This window comes from Flavobacterium panacagri (assembly GCF_030378165.1).
Classification (GTDB): Bacteria; Bacteroidota; Bacteroidia; order Flavobacteriales; family Flavobacteriaceae; genus Flavobacterium; species Flavobacterium panacagri.
On record NZ_CP119766.1, the window covers coordinates 2,333,762 to 2,350,387 of the forward strand.

General features: G+C 35.5%; 12 protein-coding genes and 3 tRNA genes. 13 read left to right on the forward strand and 2 right to left on the reverse strand.

Going from position 1 to position 16,626, the window contains the following annotated elements:
* The first annotated feature begins 64 nt into the window (after nt 1-64).
* The 13 genes from P2W65_RS10535 to P2W65_RS10595 all read left to right on the forward strand — a co-directional run bounded on the left by P2W65_RS10535 (nt 65) and on the right by P2W65_RS10595 (nt 13,644).
* Nucleotides 65-145: transfer RNA gene (locus P2W65_RS10535), tRNA-Tyr, on the forward strand.
* Nucleotides 146-235: 90 nt separating this feature from the next.
* Nucleotides 236-307 (forward strand) — tRNA-Thr (locus P2W65_RS10540).
* Between the two features lie 55 nt (nt 308-362).
* Nucleotides 363-1,550 carry an elongation factor Tu gene (gene tuf, locus P2W65_RS10545; RefSeq protein ID WP_115889623.1) on the forward strand — a complete coding sequence of 396 codons (1,188 nt, stop codon included), beginning with the start codon at nt 363-365 and terminating at the stop codon, nt 1,548-1,550.
* 55 nt (nt 1,551-1,605) lie between these two features.
* Nucleotides 1,606-1,676 (forward strand) — tRNA-Trp (locus tag P2W65_RS10550).
* Nucleotides 1,677-1,694: 18 nt separating this feature from the next.
* The gene (secE, locus tag P2W65_RS10555) at nt 1,695-1,892 is read left to right on the forward strand and encodes a preprotein translocase subunit SecE (protein ID WP_008466927.1); all 198 of its coding nucleotides are present in this window, start codon (nt 1,695-1,697) and stop codon (nt 1,890-1,892) included.
* 10 nt (nt 1,893-1,902) lie between these two features.
* Nucleotides 1,903-2,454, forward strand: a complete 552-nt coding sequence (gene nusG, locus P2W65_RS10560; RefSeq protein ID WP_008466925.1) for a transcription termination/antitermination protein NusG — start codon at nt 1,903-1,905, stop codon at nt 2,452-2,454.
* A gap of 67 nt (nt 2,455-2,521) precedes the next feature.
* The gene (gene rplK / locus P2W65_RS10565; RefSeq protein WP_008466923.1) at nt 2,522-2,959 is read left to right on the forward strand and encodes a 50S ribosomal protein L11; all 438 of its coding nucleotides are present in this window, start codon (nt 2,522-2,524) and stop codon (nt 2,957-2,959) included.
* Between the two features lie 13 nt (nt 2,960-2,972).
* Nucleotides 2,973-3,662, forward strand: a complete 690-nt coding sequence (rplA, locus tag P2W65_RS10570) for a 50S ribosomal protein L1 (protein WP_035619180.1) — start codon at nt 2,973-2,975, stop codon at nt 3,660-3,662.
* 22 nt (nt 3,663-3,684) lie between these two features.
* Nucleotides 3,685-4,185 carry a 50S ribosomal protein L10 gene (rplJ, locus tag P2W65_RS10575; protein WP_289665442.1) on the forward strand — a complete coding sequence of 167 codons (501 nt, stop codon included), beginning with the start codon at nt 3,685-3,687 and terminating at the stop codon, nt 4,183-4,185.
* Between the two features lie 93 nt (nt 4,186-4,278).
* Nucleotides 4,279-4,650 (forward strand): 50S ribosomal protein L7/L12, encoded by a 372-nt coding sequence (gene rplL, locus P2W65_RS10580; RefSeq protein ID WP_026730429.1) that lies wholly within the window; start codon nt 4,279-4,281, stop codon nt 4,648-4,650.
* Between the two features lie 265 nt (nt 4,651-4,915).
* Nucleotides 4,916-8,728 carry a DNA-directed RNA polymerase subunit beta gene (gene rpoB, locus P2W65_RS10585; protein WP_142450671.1) on the forward strand — a complete coding sequence of 1,271 codons (3,813 nt, stop codon included), beginning with the start codon at nt 4,916-4,918 and terminating at the stop codon, nt 8,726-8,728.
* 286 nt (nt 8,729-9,014) lie between these two features.
* The gene (gene rpoC / locus P2W65_RS10590) at nt 9,015-13,322 is read left to right on the forward strand and encodes a DNA-directed RNA polymerase subunit beta' (protein WP_289665444.1); all 4,308 of its coding nucleotides are present in this window, start codon (nt 9,015-9,017) and stop codon (nt 13,320-13,322) included.
* A gap of 10 nt (nt 13,323-13,332) precedes the next feature.
* Nucleotides 13,333-13,644, forward strand: coding sequence for a DUF3467 domain-containing protein (locus tag P2W65_RS10595; protein ID WP_012024017.1), 312 nt, complete (start codon nt 13,333-13,335; stop codon nt 13,642-13,644).
* Between the two features lie 257 nt (nt 13,645-13,901).
* Here P2W65_RS10595 and P2W65_RS10600 read toward each other — a convergent pair whose 3' ends face one another.
* The gene (locus tag P2W65_RS10600) at nt 13,902-14,714 is read right to left on the reverse strand and encodes a hypothetical protein (protein WP_289665445.1); all 813 of its coding nucleotides are present in this window, start codon (nt 14,712-14,714) and stop codon (nt 13,902-13,904) included.
* A 175-nt stretch (nt 14,715-14,889) separates the two neighbouring features.
* Nucleotides 14,890-16,482, reverse strand: coding sequence for a peptide chain release factor 3 (locus tag P2W65_RS10605; RefSeq protein ID WP_289665446.1), 1,593 nt, complete (start codon nt 16,480-16,482; stop codon nt 14,890-14,892).
* Between the last annotated feature and the right edge of the window lie 144 nt (nt 16,483-16,626).

Consider the following 16,626-nt stretch of genomic DNA (forward strand, 5'->3'; position numbering starts at 1 on the left):
TGGTGTTGGATTTTGGTTTTGGAGAGATTTGAAATTGAAAGCTGAAATTGTAAAATTGTTAAAAGGGGAGATACTCAAGCGGCCAACGAGGGCAGACTGTAAATCTGCTGTGTGAACTTCGCAGGTTCGAATCCTGCTCTCCCCACAAAAAAAAAGAAGTTAAGGTTTTCGGTTTTAATTTTAGGTTTTTTTAAATCTAAAATCAGAATTCAGAAATCTAAAATCAGAACTCTCTGCCGGTGTAGCTCAGGGGTAGAGTGCTTCCTTGGTAAGGAAGAGGTCTCGGGTTCAAATCCCGACATTGGCTCAAGTAAGTAGGAAATTGAAAATTAATATATAACTAAGATTAAAAATTAAGTAAAATGGCAAAGGAGAATTTTAATCGTTCCAAACCGCACTTAAACATAGGTACAATTGGACACGTAGATCACGGAAAAACTACATTAACTGCTGCAATTACAAAAGTATTGTCAGATGCTGGTTACTGTCAAGCAAAATCGTTTGATCAAATCGATAACGCTCCAGAGGAGAAAGAAAGAGGTATTACTATTAATACATCACACGTAGAGTATGAAACTGCTAACCGTCACTACGCTCACGTTGACTGTCCTGGTCACGCGGATTACGTAAAGAACATGGTTACTGGTGCTGCTCAAATGGACGGAGCTATCTTAGTAGTTGCTGCTACAGATGGTCCAATGCCACAAACACGTGAGCACATCCTTTTAGGTCGTCAGGTTGGTATTCCAAGAATCGTTGTTTTCATGAACAAAGTGGATATGGTTGATGATGCTGAGTTATTAGAGCTTGTTGAAATGGAAATTAGAGATTTGTTATCTTTCTACGAATATGATGGAGATAATGGTCCTGTAGTTCAAGGTTCTGCTTTAGGAGGATTAAACAATGATCCAAACTGGGTACCTAAAATTATCGAATTAATGGAAGCTGTTGATGCTTGGATCGAAGAGCCAGTACGTGACGTTGCTAAACCATTCTTGATGCCAGTTGAGGACGTATTTACAATTACAGGTCGTGGAACTGTTGCTACAGGTCGTATCGAAACTGGAGTTGCTAACACTGGAGATCCTGTTGAAATCATTGGTATGGGAGCTGAAAAATTAACTTCTACTATTACAGGAGTTGAGATGTTCCGTAAAATCCTTGACAGAGGTGAAGCTGGAGATAACGTAGGTTTATTGTTAAGAGGTATTGATAAAGCTGATATCAAAAGAGGTATGGTTATTATTAAGCCAGGTTCAGTAAAACCACACGCTAAATTCAAAGCAGAGGTTTACATCTTGAAAAAAGAAGAAGGTGGACGTCATACTCCATTCCACAATAACTACCGTCCACAGTTCTATGTACGTACAACTGACGTAACAGGAGTTATTACTTTACCAGCAGGTGTAGAGATGGTAATGCCAGGTGATAACTTAACTATTGAAGTTGCTTTATTAAGCCCAATCGCTATGAACGTAGGTTTACGTTTTGCTATCCGTGAAGGAGGTAGAACAGTTGGAGCTGGTCAGGTTACTGAAATCGTAGAATAATCATTCTATTAAAATAAATAAAAGCCAGTTGATATTAGTATCACTGGCTTTAATTACGGGCGTAGTTCAAGGGTAGAATAGCGGTCTCCAAAACCGTTGATGGGGGTTCGAATCCCTCCGCCCGTGCAATAAAAAATATATCAAATGACAAAAGTTACTAATTATTTATCAGAGGCTTTCGAAGAGTTAAAGTCAAATGTTACTTGGCCAGCTTGGGCTGAAGTACAAAAATTGACAATTGTTGTGGCTGTATTTTCAATCTTATTCGCTTTGGCAACTTGGGGAGTGGATGAATTTTTTGCAAAAGCTTTGGCTGGATTTTTTAACTGGTTAAAAGGATAATTTTTTTGTGATGGCAGATAATAATGTGAAAAAATGGTACGTAGTTAGAGCGGTTAGCGGTCAAGAGAATAAAGTGAAAGCTTATATCGAGACTGAGATTGCGAGATTAGGTATGGAGGATTATGTTTCTCAGGTTTTAGTTCCTACTGAAAAAGTAGTTACTGTAAAAGATGGGAAAAAATCATCTAAGGATAAAGTGTATTTTCCTGGATATGTTATGATCGAAGCTAATTTAGTTGGTGAGATTCCTCATATTATTAAGTCAATTACTAGTGTTATTGGATTTTTAGGAGAGACTAAAGGCGGGGAGCCTGTTCCTTTAAGGCTTTCTGAAGTAAACCGTATGTTAGGTAAAGTAGATGAGTTGGCTGTAAATACAGATACTCGTTCTATTCCGTTTAGTGTTGGAGAAACGGTTAAGGTTATTGATGGGCCTTTCAATGGATTTAATGGATCTGTTGAGAAAATCAATGAAGAGAAGCGTAAACTTGAAGTAATGGTTAAGATTTTCGGAAGAAAGACTCCATTAGAGTTGAGTTTTATGCAAGTTGAAAAAGTATAATTTTTTGTTACACTATAATAAACCATTGTAATCGCTTCCATTGATTACAGTGTTAAATTTTTTAAAAATGGCTAAAGAAATTAGTAAGGTAGTTAAACTACAAGTTAAGGGAGGTGCTGCGAACCCGTCGCCACCGGTTGGACCTGCTTTAGGAGCTGCTGGGGTTAACATCATGGAGTTCTGTAAGCAATTTAATGCTAGAACTCAAGATAAACCTGGCAAAATTTGTCCAGTGCAAATCACTGTGTACAAAGACAAATCATTTGATTTTGTTGTTAAGACTCCTCCAGCAGCAGTTCAGTTAATGGAAGCTGCAAAGCTAAAATCTGGTTCTGGTGAGCCTAATCGTAAAAAAGTAGCTAGCGTTACTTGGGAACAAATTAGAACTATTGCTGAAGACAAAATGCCAGACTTAAACGCTTTTACAATTGAAAAAGCTATGAGTATGGTTGCTGGAACAGCTAGATCTATGGGTATAACCGTATCAGGAGATGCTCCTTTTTAATTAAGAAAAAGACATGGCAAAATTAACAAAAAAGCAAAAAGAGGCTGCTTCAAAAATTGAAAAGAACAAATTATACTCTCTAAAAGATGCTGCTGCATTATTGAAAGTTGTTGCTTCTGCAAAATTTGATGAGTCTGTTGATATCGCAGTTCGTTTGGGTGTTGATCCAAGAAAAGCGAATCAAATGGTAAGAGGTGTAGTTACATTACCTCATGGAACTGGTAAAGATGTTAAAGTATTAGCATTAGTTACTCCAGATAAAGAAGCGGAAGCTAAAGAAGCTGGAGCTGATTATGTAGGTCTTGATGACTATTTACAAAAAATTAAAGATGGTTGGACAGATGTTGATGTTATCATCACTATGCCAGCTGTTATGGGTAAATTAGGTCCATTAGGTCGTATTTTAGGACCTAGAGGTTTAATGCCAAACCCTAAAACAGGTACAGTAACTATGGATGTTGCTAAAGCTGTTCAAGAAGTTAAGGCTGGTAAAATTGACTTTAAAGTTGATAAAACTGGTATCGTTCACGCAGGAATCGGTAAAGTTTCTTTTGGAGCTGAGCAGATTGTTGACAACGCACACGAAATTATTCAAACATTAATAAAACTTAAACCAACTGCTGCAAAAGGTACATACATCAAAGGTATTCACCTTACAAGCACTATGAGTCCTGCTATTGCATTAGACCCAAAAGCAGTATAATTGGTAGTTAAAAATTTTTAGTATGACTAGAGAAGAAAAATCAATCGCGATTGAAAATTTAACTGCGCAGTTAGCTGGTACAAATATCATTTATGTATCTGATATTTCTGGTTTAAACGCAGAGACAACTTCAAACTTACGTAGAGCTTGTTTTAAAGCAGGTATCAAATTAGAAGTTGTAAAGAACACTTTGCTTGCAAAAGCAATGGAAGCTTCTGCTAATGATTATGGTGATTTACCTACTGTTTTAAGTGGTAACAGTGCTATTTTTATTTCTGATGTTGCAAATGCACCTGGAAAAATTATCAAAGATTTCCGTAAGAAATCAGATAAACCTGTTTTAAAAGGAGCATACATCAATTCTGAGATTTACATTGGGGATAACCAATTAGATGCATTAGCAACTATTAAATCTAAAGAAGAGTTACTTGGAGAACTTATTGGATTATTACAATCTCCAGCTCAAAGAATTATTTCTGCTTTACAAAACAAATTCGCAGGAAGCGAAGAAGGAGCAGAGTAATTATTTATGTAAGGAAGAATGCTTCCTTGCTGCTTAATTAGCGCACAATAAATAAATTATATTTTTTACAAATCATTTTAAACGATAGAAGAAATGGCAGATTTGAAACAATTCGCAGAACAATTAGTTAACTTAACAGTTAAAGAAGTTAACGAATTAGCAACAATATTAAAAGATGAGTATGGTATCGAGCCTGCTGCTGCAGCTGTAGTAGTTGCTGCTGGTGGTGGTGAAGGTGCTGCTGAAGAAGCTCAAACTGAATTTACAGTTGTATTAAAAGAAGCTGGTGCTTCTAAATTAGCAGTTGTGAAATTAGTAAAAGAACTTACTGGTTTAGGTCTTAAAGAAGCTAAAGACGTAGTTGACGGTGCTCCAAGCAACGTTAAAGAAGGTGTTTCTAAAGAAGAGGCTGAAGGTCTTAAGAAAGCTTTAGAAGAGGCTGGAGCTGTAGTTGAGCTTAAATAATTAAACTCAGTTTAGAACTAGGTTTAGACCTTGGATGGCATCATCCAAGGGTCTAAACCATTTTTCGTATAATAAAATATTATTAAGTTTTATTATCCCATAGTTTAAAATACGAAAAAGTTTTTGATCAATACGAAGAAAGAAAATCGAACTTTTTTACTGTTTTATTTTTAAAGATGTATTGATTATAATAAGAAAGTATAGATTAAACAGTGTGTATTTACACAAAAAAATTACTTTTTTTTAATCAAAATTTTGTCCATTGATGATAACAAATCAGACTGAAAGATTGAATTTTGCCTCTACAAAAAATATTCCTGACTATCCAGATTTCTTAGATGTTCAGGTTAAATCTTTTAAAGATTTCTTTCAATTAGAAACGAAATCTGACGAAAGAGGCAACGAAGGGTTGTACAACACCTTCATGGAAAACTTTCCAATCACAGATACAAGAAACAACTTTGTATTGGAATTCCTAGATTATTTTGTTGATCCACCACGTTATACAATTCAAGAATGTATAGAGAGAGGTCTTACTTATAGTGTGCCTTTAAAAGCTAGGTTAAAACTATACTGTACAGATCCAGAACACGAAGATTTTGAAACTATTGTACAAGATGTTTATCTTGGAACAATTCCTTACATGACTCCTAGTGGTACTTTTGTTATTAATGGTGCCGAGCGTGTTGTAGTATCTCAATTACACCGTTCTCCAGGGGTTTTCTTTGGACAGTCATTCCACGCAAATGGAACTAAACTTTATTCTGCCAGAGTAATTCCTTTTAAAGGTTCTTGGATAGAATTCTCTACAGATATTAACAGCGTAATGTATGCTTATATCGATAGAAAGAAAAAATTACCTGTAACAACTTTATTCCGTGCTATCGGTTTCGAAAGAGATAAGGATATCCTTGAAATTTTCGACTTAGCTGAAGAAATTAAAGTTTCTAAAACTGGTATTAAGAAATATATTGGAAGAAGACTTGCTGCGCGTGTATTGAATACATGGCATGAGGATTTCGTAGATGAGGATACTGGAGAGGTAGTTTCTATCGAACGTAACGAAATCATCCTTGATCGTGATACAATTATCGACAAAGATAATGTTGAAGAGATCATCGATTCTAACGTAAAATCTATTTTGTTACACAAAGAGGATAATAACCAAGCAGATTATGCGATTATCCACAATACGTTACAAAAAGATCCAACAAACTCTGAAAAAGAAGCTGTAGAGCACATTTACCGTCAGTTGCGTAACGCTGAACCGCCTGATGAGGAAACTGCTCGTGGTATTATAGATAAATTGTTCTTCTCTGATCAACGTTATAACTTAGGTGAAGTTGGTCGTTACAGAATGAACAAAAAATTAGATTTAGATATCCCTATGGATAAGCAAGTGCTTACTAAAGAGGATATCATTACAATCGTAAAATATTTGATCGAATTGATCAACTCTAAAGCAGAGATTGATGATATTGATCACTTATCAAACCGTCGTGTTAGAACAGTTGGTGAACAATTGTCTCAACAATTCGGTGTTGGTTTAGCACGTATGGCTAGAACTATTCGTGAGAGAATGAACGTTAGAGATAACGAGGTGTTTACACCAATTGATTTGATCAATGCTAAAACATTATCATCAGTTATCAACTCTTTCTTTGGTACTAACCAGTTATCTCAATTTATGGATCAAACGAATCCATTAGCTGAGATTACACACAAAAGAAGACTTTCTGCACTTGGACCAGGTGGACTTTCGAGAGAGAGAGCTGGTTTCGAGGTTCGTGACGTTCACTATACTCACTATGGTCGTTTATGTCCGATTGAAACTCCTGAGGGACCAAACATTGGTTTGATTTCATCTCTTGGTGTTTATGCAAAAGTAAACGGAATGGGATTCATCGAAACTCCATACCGTAAAGTAACTAATGGTGTAGTTGATTTAGAAAGTACTCCAGTTTACTTAAGTGCTGAAGAAGAAGAAGGTAAAATGATTGCTCAGGCAAACATTGAAATGGATGCTACAGGTAAAATTACAGCTAGCAATGTTATTGCTCGTGAGGAAGGTGACTTCCCGGTTGTTGAGCCATCAGTAGTTCATTATACAGACGTTGCTCCTAACCAGATCGCTTCGATTTCTGCATCTTTGATTCCTTTCTTGGAGCATGATGATGCGAACCGTGCGTTGATGGGATCGAACATGATGCGTCAGGCAGTTCCTTTGATCCGTCCTGAAGCACCGATTGTTGGTACAGGTTTAGAGCGTCAAGTAGCTTCAGATTCAAGAGTATTAATCAATGCTGAAGGGCATGGTACTGTTGAATATGTTGATGCTAATATCATTACTATTAAATACGATCGTACAGAAGACGAGAGAATGGTTAGTTTTGATGCTGATGAGAAAACGTACAACTTAATTAAATTTAGAAAAACCAATCAAGGAACAAGTATTAACTTGAAACCAATCGTAAGAAAAGGTGACAGAGTTATTCCTGGACAAGTATTATCAGAAGGATATGCTACTCAAAATGGAGAATTAGCTTTAGGTAGAAACTTAAAAGTTGCGTTCATGCCATGGAAAGGGTACAACTTCGAGGATGCGATTGTAATTTCTGAGAAAGTAGTTCGTGATGATATTTTTACTTCTATCCACGTTGATGATTATTCATTAGAGGTTAGAGATACTAAGTTAGGAAATGAAGAGTTAACAAACGATATTCCTAACGTTTCTGAAGAAGCTACTAAAGATTTAGATGAAAACGGTATGATTAGAATTGGAGCAGAGGTTAAACCTGGCGATATTTTGATCGGAAAAATTACACCAAAAGGAGAATCAGATCCTACTCCAGAGGAGAAATTGCTTCGTGCGATCTTCGGGGATAAAGCAGGGGATGTAAAAGATGCTTCATTAAAAGCTTCTCCATCTTTACACGGTGTAGTTCTTGACAAAAAATTATTTGCAAGAGCCGTAAAAGATAAACGTAAACGTACTCAGGATAAAGATGCTTTAGGAGCTTTAGAAATGGAATTCGAAACTAAATTTGTTGAATTAAAAGACAGATTGGTTGAGAAATTATTCTTGATCGTTAACGGAAAAACATCTCAAGGTGTAATGAATGATTTGGGTGAAGAAGTTTTACCAAAAGGTAAAAAATATACTCAAAAAATGCTTTACGCAGTAGAAGATTTTGCTCACTTAAGCAAAGGTCAATGGGTTGCTGATGATGCTACAAATAAAATGGTTAATGATTTAATTCATAACTATAAAATTAAGCTGAACGACTTACAAGGAGCTTTAAGAAGAGAGAAATTCACTATTACGGTTGGAGATGAATTACCATCTGGAATCTTGAAATTGGCTAAAATCTATATCGCTAAAAAACGTAAGTTAAAAGTTGGTGATAAAATGGCGGGACGTCACGGTAACAAAGGTATTGTTGCTAGAATCGTTCGTCATGAAGATATGCCATTCTTAGAAGATGGAACACCAGTAGATATCGTATTGAATCCACTTGGGGTACCTTCACGTATGAACATTGGTCAGATTTATGAGACTGTTCTTGGATGGGCGGGTATGAACTTGGGTAGAAAATTTGCTACTCCAATTTTCGACGGTGCTTCTCTTGACGAGATCAATGCTTTGACTGATGAAGCTAACGTACCACGTTTCGGACATACCTATCTTTATGATGGTGGAACTGGAGAGCGTTTTGCACAAAAAGCAACTGTGGGTGTAATTTACATGCTTAAATTAGGACACATGGTTGATGATAAGATGCACGCACGTTCTATCGGACCATACTCATTGATTACGCAACAACCACTTGGAGGTAAGGCTCAATTTGGAGGTCAGCGTTTTGGAGAGATGGAGGTTTGGGCACTTGAGGCTTATGGAGCTTCTAGTACTTTACGTGAAATCTTAACTGTTAAGTCTGATGACGTTATTGGTAGAGCTAAAACTTACGAAGCTATCGTTAAGGGAGAAACTATGCCAGAACCAGGTTTACCAGAATCATTCAATGTATTAATGCACGAATTGAAAGGTCTAGGATTAGATCTTCGTTTGGAAGAATAATGTTTTAGTATTCAGTGTTCAGGATTTAGTAATCAGTGATAAACTGAACACTAAATTCTGAATGCTGAACACTTTTTTATAAAAGTTTTTAAAGATTTATACCCGTAACCCGTTCCGATTTTTTATAACAATGCAAGGCATTTTATAACTAGCGCTTCAAATAAGAATTTGAGGTTTAGAGAAGTAACCCGAGGTAGTAGCTGAATGATTAACTCTTAAATTTTTAAGAGTAGATTATAAATCTAAATTCAATTTTTTAATTGCAAATAAATCAATAGTAAAAACTATGATGAATAACAGAAACAATAAAGATAAGAATCCAGTAAAAAGATTTAACAAAATTTCTATTGGATTGGCTTCACCAGAATCTATCTTGAAAGAATCAAGAGGAGAGGTTTTAAAGCCGGAAACTATTAACTATAGAACGCACAAACCAGAGCGTGACGGACTTTTCTGCGAAAGAATCTTCGGACCAGTAAAAGATTTCGAATGTGCTTGTGGTAAGTATAAAAGAATTCGTTACAAAGGTATCATCTGTGACCGTTGTGGTGTTGAAGTTACTGAGAAAAAAGTACGTCGTGACAGAGTAGGACACATCAACCTTGTTGTGCCAATTGCTCACATCTGGTACTTCCGTTCTCTTCCAAACAAAATTGGTTATATCCTTGGTCTTCCATCTAAGAAATTAGATATGATCATTTACTACGAAAGATACGTAGTAATCCAAGCTGGTATTGCTAAAAATGCAGATGGAGAATCTTTACAAAGACTTGATTTCTTAACTGAAGAAGAATATTTGAATATTTTAGATACTCTTCCACAAGAAAACCAATATTTAGATGATTTAGATCCTAATAAATTTGTTGCCAAAATGGGAGCAGAGTGTATTATGGATTTATTAGCTCGTATCGACTTAGATGCTTTATCTTATGAATTAAGACACAGCGCTAACAACGAGACTTCAAAACAAAGAAAAACTGAAGCTTTAAAAAGATTACAAGTTGTTGAATCTTTCCGTGAGTCTAACGAAAACCGCGAAAACCGTCCAGAATGGATGATTATGAAAGTGGTTCCAGTTATTCCACCAGAATTACGTCCACTTGTGCCACTTGATGGAGGTCGTTTTGCAACTTCAGATTTGAACGATTTATATCGTCGTGTAATCATCCGTAACAACCGTTTGAAAAGATTAATGGAGATTAAAGCTCCAGAAGTTATCTTAAGAAACGAGAAACGTATGTTACAAGAATCTGTAGATTCATTATTTGATAATACACGTAAAGCTTCTGCTGTTAAAACAGAATCTAACAGACCATTAAAATCATTATCTGACTCATTAAAAGGTAAGCAAGGACGTTTCCGTCAAAACTTACTTGGTAAACGTGTGGATTATTCTGCTCGTTCGGTAATTGTTGTTGGTCCAGAGTTAAAATTATATGAGTGCGGATTGCCAAAAGATATGGCTTCTGAATTATACAAACCTTTCGTTATCCGTAAATTGATCGAAAGAGGTATTGTTAAAACAGTAAAATCTGCTAAGAAAATCATTGACAAAAAAGAGCCGGTAGTTTGGGATATCTTAGAAAACGTAATTAAAGGACACCCAGTATTGCTGAACCGTGCTCCTACTTTGCACAGACTTGGTATTCAGGCTTTCCAGCCAAAATTAATTGAAGGAAAAGCGATCCAGTTACACCCATTAGTATGTACGGCATTCAACGCCGATTTCGATGGTGACCAGATGGCGGTTCACTTACCATTAGGACCAGAGGCTATTTTAGAGGCACAGTTATTAATGTTGGCTTCTCACAATATCTTGAACCCTGCAAATGGTGCTCCAATTACTGTACCTTCTCAGGACATGGTCTTGGGTCTATACTATATGACCAAAGAACGTATCTCAACAGAAGATCACAAAATTATCGGTCAGGATTTGACTTTCTATTCTGCTGAAGAAGTAAATATTGCATTAAACGAAGGAAGATTAGAATTGAATGCTCGTGTAAAAATTAGAGCAAAAGATTTTAATGATGCTGGAGAATTGGTGTACAAAATTATTCAAACAACTGCAGGACGTGTATTATTTAACGAAGTAGTACCTGAAGCAGCTGGATATATCAACGACGTATTGACTAAGAAAAACCTTAGAGATATTATCGGACACATTTTAAGTGTGACTGATGTACCTACAACGGCTGCTTTCTTGGATAATATGAAAGATATGGGTTATAAATTCGCATTTAGAGGAGGTTTATCATTCTCTTTAGGTGATATTAGAATCCCAGAACAAAAAACTAAGTTAATTGCAGATGCTAGAGAGCAAGTTGAAGGTATCTCAACTAACTATAACATGGGTCTTATTACCAATAACGAGCGTTACAACCAAGTTATTGACGTATGGACTTCAGCAAATGCTCAGTTAACAGAATTAGCAATGAAAAATATTAGAGAAGACCAACAAGGTTTCAACTCTGTATATATGATGCTTGACTCTGGGGCGAGGGGTTCTAAGGAACAGATTCGTCAGTTAACTGGTATGCGTGGTTTGATGGCTAAGCCAAAAAAATCTACTGCTGGTGGTGGTGAGATTATTGAAAACCCGATTCTTTCTAACTTTAAGGAAGGTCTTTCGATCCTTGAGTATTTCATTTCTACTCACGGTGCTCGTAAAGGTCTTGCGGATACGGCTCTTAAAACAGCCGATGCTGGTTACTTGACAAGAAGGCTTCATGACGTTTCTCAAGATGTTATTGTTAACATCGAAGATTGTGGAACTTTAAGAGGTGTTGAAGTTGCTGCATTGAAGAAAAATGAGGAAATCGTTGAATCTTTAGGAGAGAGAATTCTTGGACGTGTTGCATTACAAGACGTTATTAATCCTCTTACTAATGAAGTAATGGTTCAATCTGGTCAACAAATTACAGAAGCAATTATGAGAACTATCGAAGCTTCTCCAATTGAAAAAGTAGAGGTTAGATCTCCATTAACTTGTGAAGCTTTAAAAGGTATTTGTGCTAAATGTTACGGTAGAAACTTAGCTACTGGTAAGATGACACAAAGAGGAGAAGCTGTCGGAGTTATTGCAGCTCAGTCTATTGGAGAGCCAGGTACACAGTTAACACTTCGTACGTTCCACGTTGGAGGGGTTGCTGGAGGTATTTCTGAAGAGTCTAGTATTGTTACAAGATTCGCTGGTAGACTTGAAATTGAAGATTTAAAAACAGTTAAAGGAGAAGACGGAGAAGGTAACTCTGTTGATATCGTAGTTTCACGTTCAACAGAATTAAAATTAGTTGACGAAAAAACTGGAATTGTTTTAAATACACATAACATTCCTTACGGTTCTAGTATCTTCGTTGGAGATGGTGAAACTGTAGCTAAAGGAACTGTAATCTGTAAATGGGATCCATATAACGGTGTAATTGTTTCTGAGTTTACTGGTAAGATTGCTTACGAAGATTTAGAGCAAGGACAATCGTTCATGGTGGAGATCGATGAGCAGACTGGTTTCCAAGAAAAAGTAATTTCTGAAGCTAGAAACAAAAAATTAATCCCAACTTTATTGGTTTATGGTAAAGAAGGTGAATTGATTCGTTCTTACAACTTGCCAGTAGGTGCACACTTAATGGTTGAAAACGGTGAGAAAATTAAAGCAGGTAAAGTATTAGTGAAAATCCCACGTCGTTCTTCTAAAGCAGGCGATATCACGGGAGGTTTACCAAGAATTACTGAGCTTCTTGAGGCTCGTAACCCTTCAAACCCGGCAGTTGTATCTGAAATTGATGGTGTTGTATCTTTCGGAAAAATCAAAAGAGGTAACCGTGAGATCGTTATCGAGTCTAAATTTGGTGAGATTAAAAAGTATTTAGTTAAACTTTCAAGCCAAATATTAGTACAAGAAAATGACTTCGTAAGAGCGGGAGTTCCATTGTCTGATGGTGCAATTACTCCAGATGATATCTTAAGAATTCAAGGGCCAGCAGCTGTTCAACAGTATTTGGTTAATGAAATTCAAGAGGTTTACCGTCTACAAGGGGTAAAAATCAATGACAAACACTTTGAGGTTGTAATTCGTCAAATGATGCGTAAAGTTAAAGTTGAAGATCCAGGAGATACTCTATTCTTAGAAGATCAATTGATCCATACTAAAGACTTTATCCTTCAAAACGATAAATTATACGGAATGAAAGTGGTTGAAGATGCTGGAGATTCTTCAGTATTGAAACCAGGTCAGATTATTACACCTCGTGAATTACGTGATGAAAATTCATTATTGAAACGTACAGATAAAAATCTTGTTGTAGCAAGAGATGTAATTACTGCAACTGCAACGCCAGTTCTTCAAGGTATTACAAGAGCTTCGTTACAAACTAAATCATTCATTTCTGCGGCTTCATTCCAGGAGACAACGAAAGTACTTAACGAAGCTGCTGTAGCTGGTAAAGTAGATGATTTAGAAGGATTAAAAGAAAATGTAATTGTTGGACACAGAATTCCTGCAGGAACTGGTATGAGAGAATACGATCATACAATCGTAGGATCTAAAGACGATTACAACGAAATGATGGCAAATAAAGAAGAATACATTTATTAATTAGGAAACTATGAGTAATCCGAAACAACAACAAGAGCAAATTAACATTGAGTTAGACGAAACAATTGCAGAAGGAATTTATTCTAATCTCGCAATCATTAATCACTCATCATCTGAGTTTGTTTTAGATTTTGTGAGTATTATGCCCGGGATTCCTAAAGCCAAGGTAAAGTCAAGAATTGTTTTGACACCACAACATGCTAAAAGATTATTAAGAGCAATAGGTGAAAATATCCATAGATTTGAAGCCGCTCATGGCGAAATCAAAGAAACGGAACAAGCACCAATTCCCCTTAATTTTGGTCCTGCGGGACAAGCATAAATTCTAAAGCCCCATTTAATGGGGCTTTTTTTGTTTTAAATGCGAAGTTTTATATGTATTTTATCCGATTTATTTTACTTTAATCGACAAAATTTATTTTCGATAACATGTTAGGCTATATTTGCAATCCTATGAAGATAAATTTTTGAAATATAATGACTTAGTAAGGTTGATTTAATTCAAATTAAAAGAAAAGCGCTAATGAAATATTAGCGCTTTTTTTTATTTTCCAATTTTCCTTCATTATGTTTAAAGGATTATTTACCTGCTCTTTGGTGTTGTAAAGTATATCCATTAAACATTAATTCTTTTACTATCGTAGCTGCAGTTTTGTCAGAACTCATTTTATATTGTAACACACCAGAAGTGTCAGGTTTTACAGTAAAAACTTTACCGTCATAGGTTATAAATTGTTCATATAAAAAACCATCATAACCAGGATGTTTACTGCTCATGTTGTACCAAGTTGCCGTTAAGTTACCATCTAGATCAAATATTTCATATTTTTGAATTCCCATGCCTGTTGTTGCAGCAATTTTTATTGTACCAATATTTTTATTGTTAGGGTCTTTTGAAGCTGCACTGTATATGGATCCTGAATCATCGATTGTTATTTGGTATCCATCCATACGTTTTTGTTTCTCTATCCCTGCAGTTGCTTCTTCTTTAATTTTGTTTGAAACTCCAGAAGCTTCACCATTTATAAAACTTTCAATAGCATCAATATTTAGTCCCTCTACACTTAGAAAACCTTTATCTATAAATGCTTCCATAGCACTTTTTTGCTGATTTAGTGGGTTAAATTTTTTATAATCAACTTCATTTGTTTTTCCTGTTTTTGTGCTCTTTAAAACCATCCATCTTTTACCAGAAGATTCTAAGAATTTAAGTTCGGCGCTTACTGTATATTGTTTGTCTAAGCTTAAAATTTGGAAATTTGGTTTCTTACCTTCCATGTAGGCAACTACTTTTTCATCAATTTTAACTTCATTGTTTTTTACTTTGATTTCTTGTGCAGTGGCACAAATAGTAAAGATTATTGCAGTAAGTGAGCAAAGGATTTTTTTCATTTCTAAAAATTTGATTTAGTGTTATAATTTTAATTTTGGCAAAAATAGATTTTTTTTAAATAAAAATACTATTAAAATTATTTGTATAAGCAACGGATTAAGTTGATAAAAAGGAATAAAAAAAGGCTGTTTAATTTTTTTAAACAGCCTTTTTTTATTCCAATAAAATATTTTGTTAGTCGAACTCCGATGTGAAGAATAATTTCACGCTAGGATATTTACTCTGTGTCATTTGAATTGTGAAATCAGAATCTGCTAAGAATACTAATTGACCGTATTTATCATGAGCCAAGAATTTTTGTTTGATACGTTTAAATTCTTTGAATTCTTCATTTTTAGCGTCATCAGGTTTAACCCAGCAAGCTTTATGAACTGGGAAGTTTTCATAAGTACATTTTGCTCCGTATTCATGCTCTAAACGATATTGAATAACTTCGTACTGAAGCGCTCCAACAGTTCCAATAACTTTACGATTATTCATTTCTAAAGTAAATAACTGAGCAACACCTTCATCCATTAACTGATCAACACCTTTTTCTAATTGCTTAGCTTTCATAGGATCAGCATTATTGATATATCTAAAGTGCTCTGGAGAGAAACTCGGAATTCCTTTAAAGCTCATTATTTCGCCTTCAGTTAAAGTATCTCCAATTTTAAAGTTTCCAGTGTCGTGTAGACCAACAATATCACCAGGATACGAAATATCTACAATTTCTTTTTTCTCAGCAAAAAATGCGTTTGGACTAGAGAATTTTAAATTTTTCTTTTGACGAACGTGATAGTAAGGTTTATTTCTTTCGAAAGTTCCTGAAACGATTTTAATAAAAGCTAAACGGTCACGGTGTTTTGGATCCATATTGGCGTGGATTTTGAAAACAAATCCAGACATTTTTTCTTCTGTAGGTTCAACGGTGCGAGTCTCAGAATCTTTTGCTCTTGGAGACGGAGCGGTAGTGATGAAACAATCCAATAGTTCACGAACTCCAAAGTTATTTAAAGCAGACCCAAAGAAAACCGGCTGGATTTTTCCATCTAAATAGTCCTGACGTTCAAATTTTGGATAAACTTCATCAATCAATTCTAGTTCTTCACGAAGTTTATTAGCTGCTTTTTCTCCCACAATTTTATCCAATTCCGGGTTGTTTTGTACATCAGAAAAAGCAATTGTTTCTTCAATGTTTTTACGGCTGTCTCCGCTGAAAAGATTGATGTTTTCTTCCCATAAATTGTAAATTCCTTGGAAATCATAACCCATTCCAATCGGGAAACTTAGAGGCGTAACTTTTAAACCTAACTTTTGTTCCACTTCATCCATCAAATCAAAAGCATCTTTACCTTCACGGTCTAATTTGTTGATGAAAACAATCATAGGAATGTTACGCATTCTACAAACAGCTACTAATTTTTCAGTTTGTTCCTCAACCCCTTTCGCTACGTCAATTACAACGATTACACTGTCAACAGCAGTTAAAGTTCTAAAAGTATCTTCAGCAAAATCCTTGTGACCAGGTGTATCGAGGATGTTGATTTTTTTATCTTTATAATTAAAAGCAAGTACAGAAGTCGAAACCGAGATACCTCTTTGGCGTTCGATTTCCATAAAATCACTCGTTGCTCCTTTTTTAATTTTGTTATTTTTTACCGCTCCCGCTTCCTGAATAGCTCCTCCAAATAACAGTAATTTTTCTGTTAAGGTAGTCTTACCGGCATCGGGATGCGAGATAATTCCAAATGTTCTTCTGCGTTGTATTTCTTTTAAAAAGCTCATATTTCGTATAAATAGGTTGCAAAAGTACTATTAAATACGACTTTATAAAAATATTCACTTCTTAAATTTGGAAGTCTTTATTATTAAGGTGGCTTTTTAGAAAAAAATAAGGCTGTTTTGCAACAGCCCTAAGTAGTCATTTTT

What these genes read in the sequence shown, in the direction of transcription:
- tuf (WP_115889623.1), top strand. Translation starts at nt 363, where the DNA reads ATGGCAAAGGAGAATTTTAATCGTTCCAAACCGCACTTAAACATAGGT.
- secE (WP_008466927.1), top strand. Translation starts at nt 1,695, where the DNA reads ATGACAAAAGTTACTAATTATTTATCAGAGGCTTTCGAAGAGTTAAAG.
- nusG (WP_008466925.1), top strand. Translation starts at nt 1,903, where the DNA reads ATGGCAGATAATAATGTGAAAAAATGGTACGTAGTTAGAGCGGTTAGC.
- rplK (WP_008466923.1), top strand. Translation starts at nt 2,522, where the DNA reads ATGGCTAAAGAAATTAGTAAGGTAGTTAAACTACAAGTTAAGGGAGGT.
- rplA (WP_035619180.1), top strand. Translation starts at nt 2,973, where the DNA reads ATGGCAAAATTAACAAAAAAGCAAAAAGAGGCTGCTTCAAAAATTGAA.
- rplJ (WP_289665442.1), top strand. Translation starts at nt 3,685, where the DNA reads ATGACTAGAGAAGAAAAATCAATCGCGATTGAAAATTTAACTGCGCAG.
- rplL (WP_026730429.1), top strand. Translation starts at nt 4,279, where the DNA reads ATGGCAGATTTGAAACAATTCGCAGAACAATTAGTTAACTTAACAGTT.
- rpoB (WP_142450671.1), top strand. Translation starts at nt 4,916, where the DNA reads ATGATAACAAATCAGACTGAAAGATTGAATTTTGCCTCTACAAAAAAT.
- rpoC (WP_289665444.1), top strand. Translation starts at nt 9,015, where the DNA reads ATGATGAATAACAGAAACAATAAAGATAAGAATCCAGTAAAAAGATTT.
- P2W65_RS10595 (WP_012024017.1), top strand. Translation starts at nt 13,333, where the DNA reads ATGAGTAATCCGAAACAACAACAAGAGCAAATTAACATTGAGTTAGAC.
- P2W65_RS10600 (WP_289665445.1), bottom strand. Translation starts at nt 14,714, where the DNA reads ATGAAAAAAATCCTTTGCTCACTTACTGCAATAATCTTTACTATTTGT.
- P2W65_RS10605 (WP_289665446.1), bottom strand. Translation starts at nt 16,482, where the DNA reads ATGAGCTTTTTAAAAGAAATACAACGCAGAAGAACATTTGGAATTATC.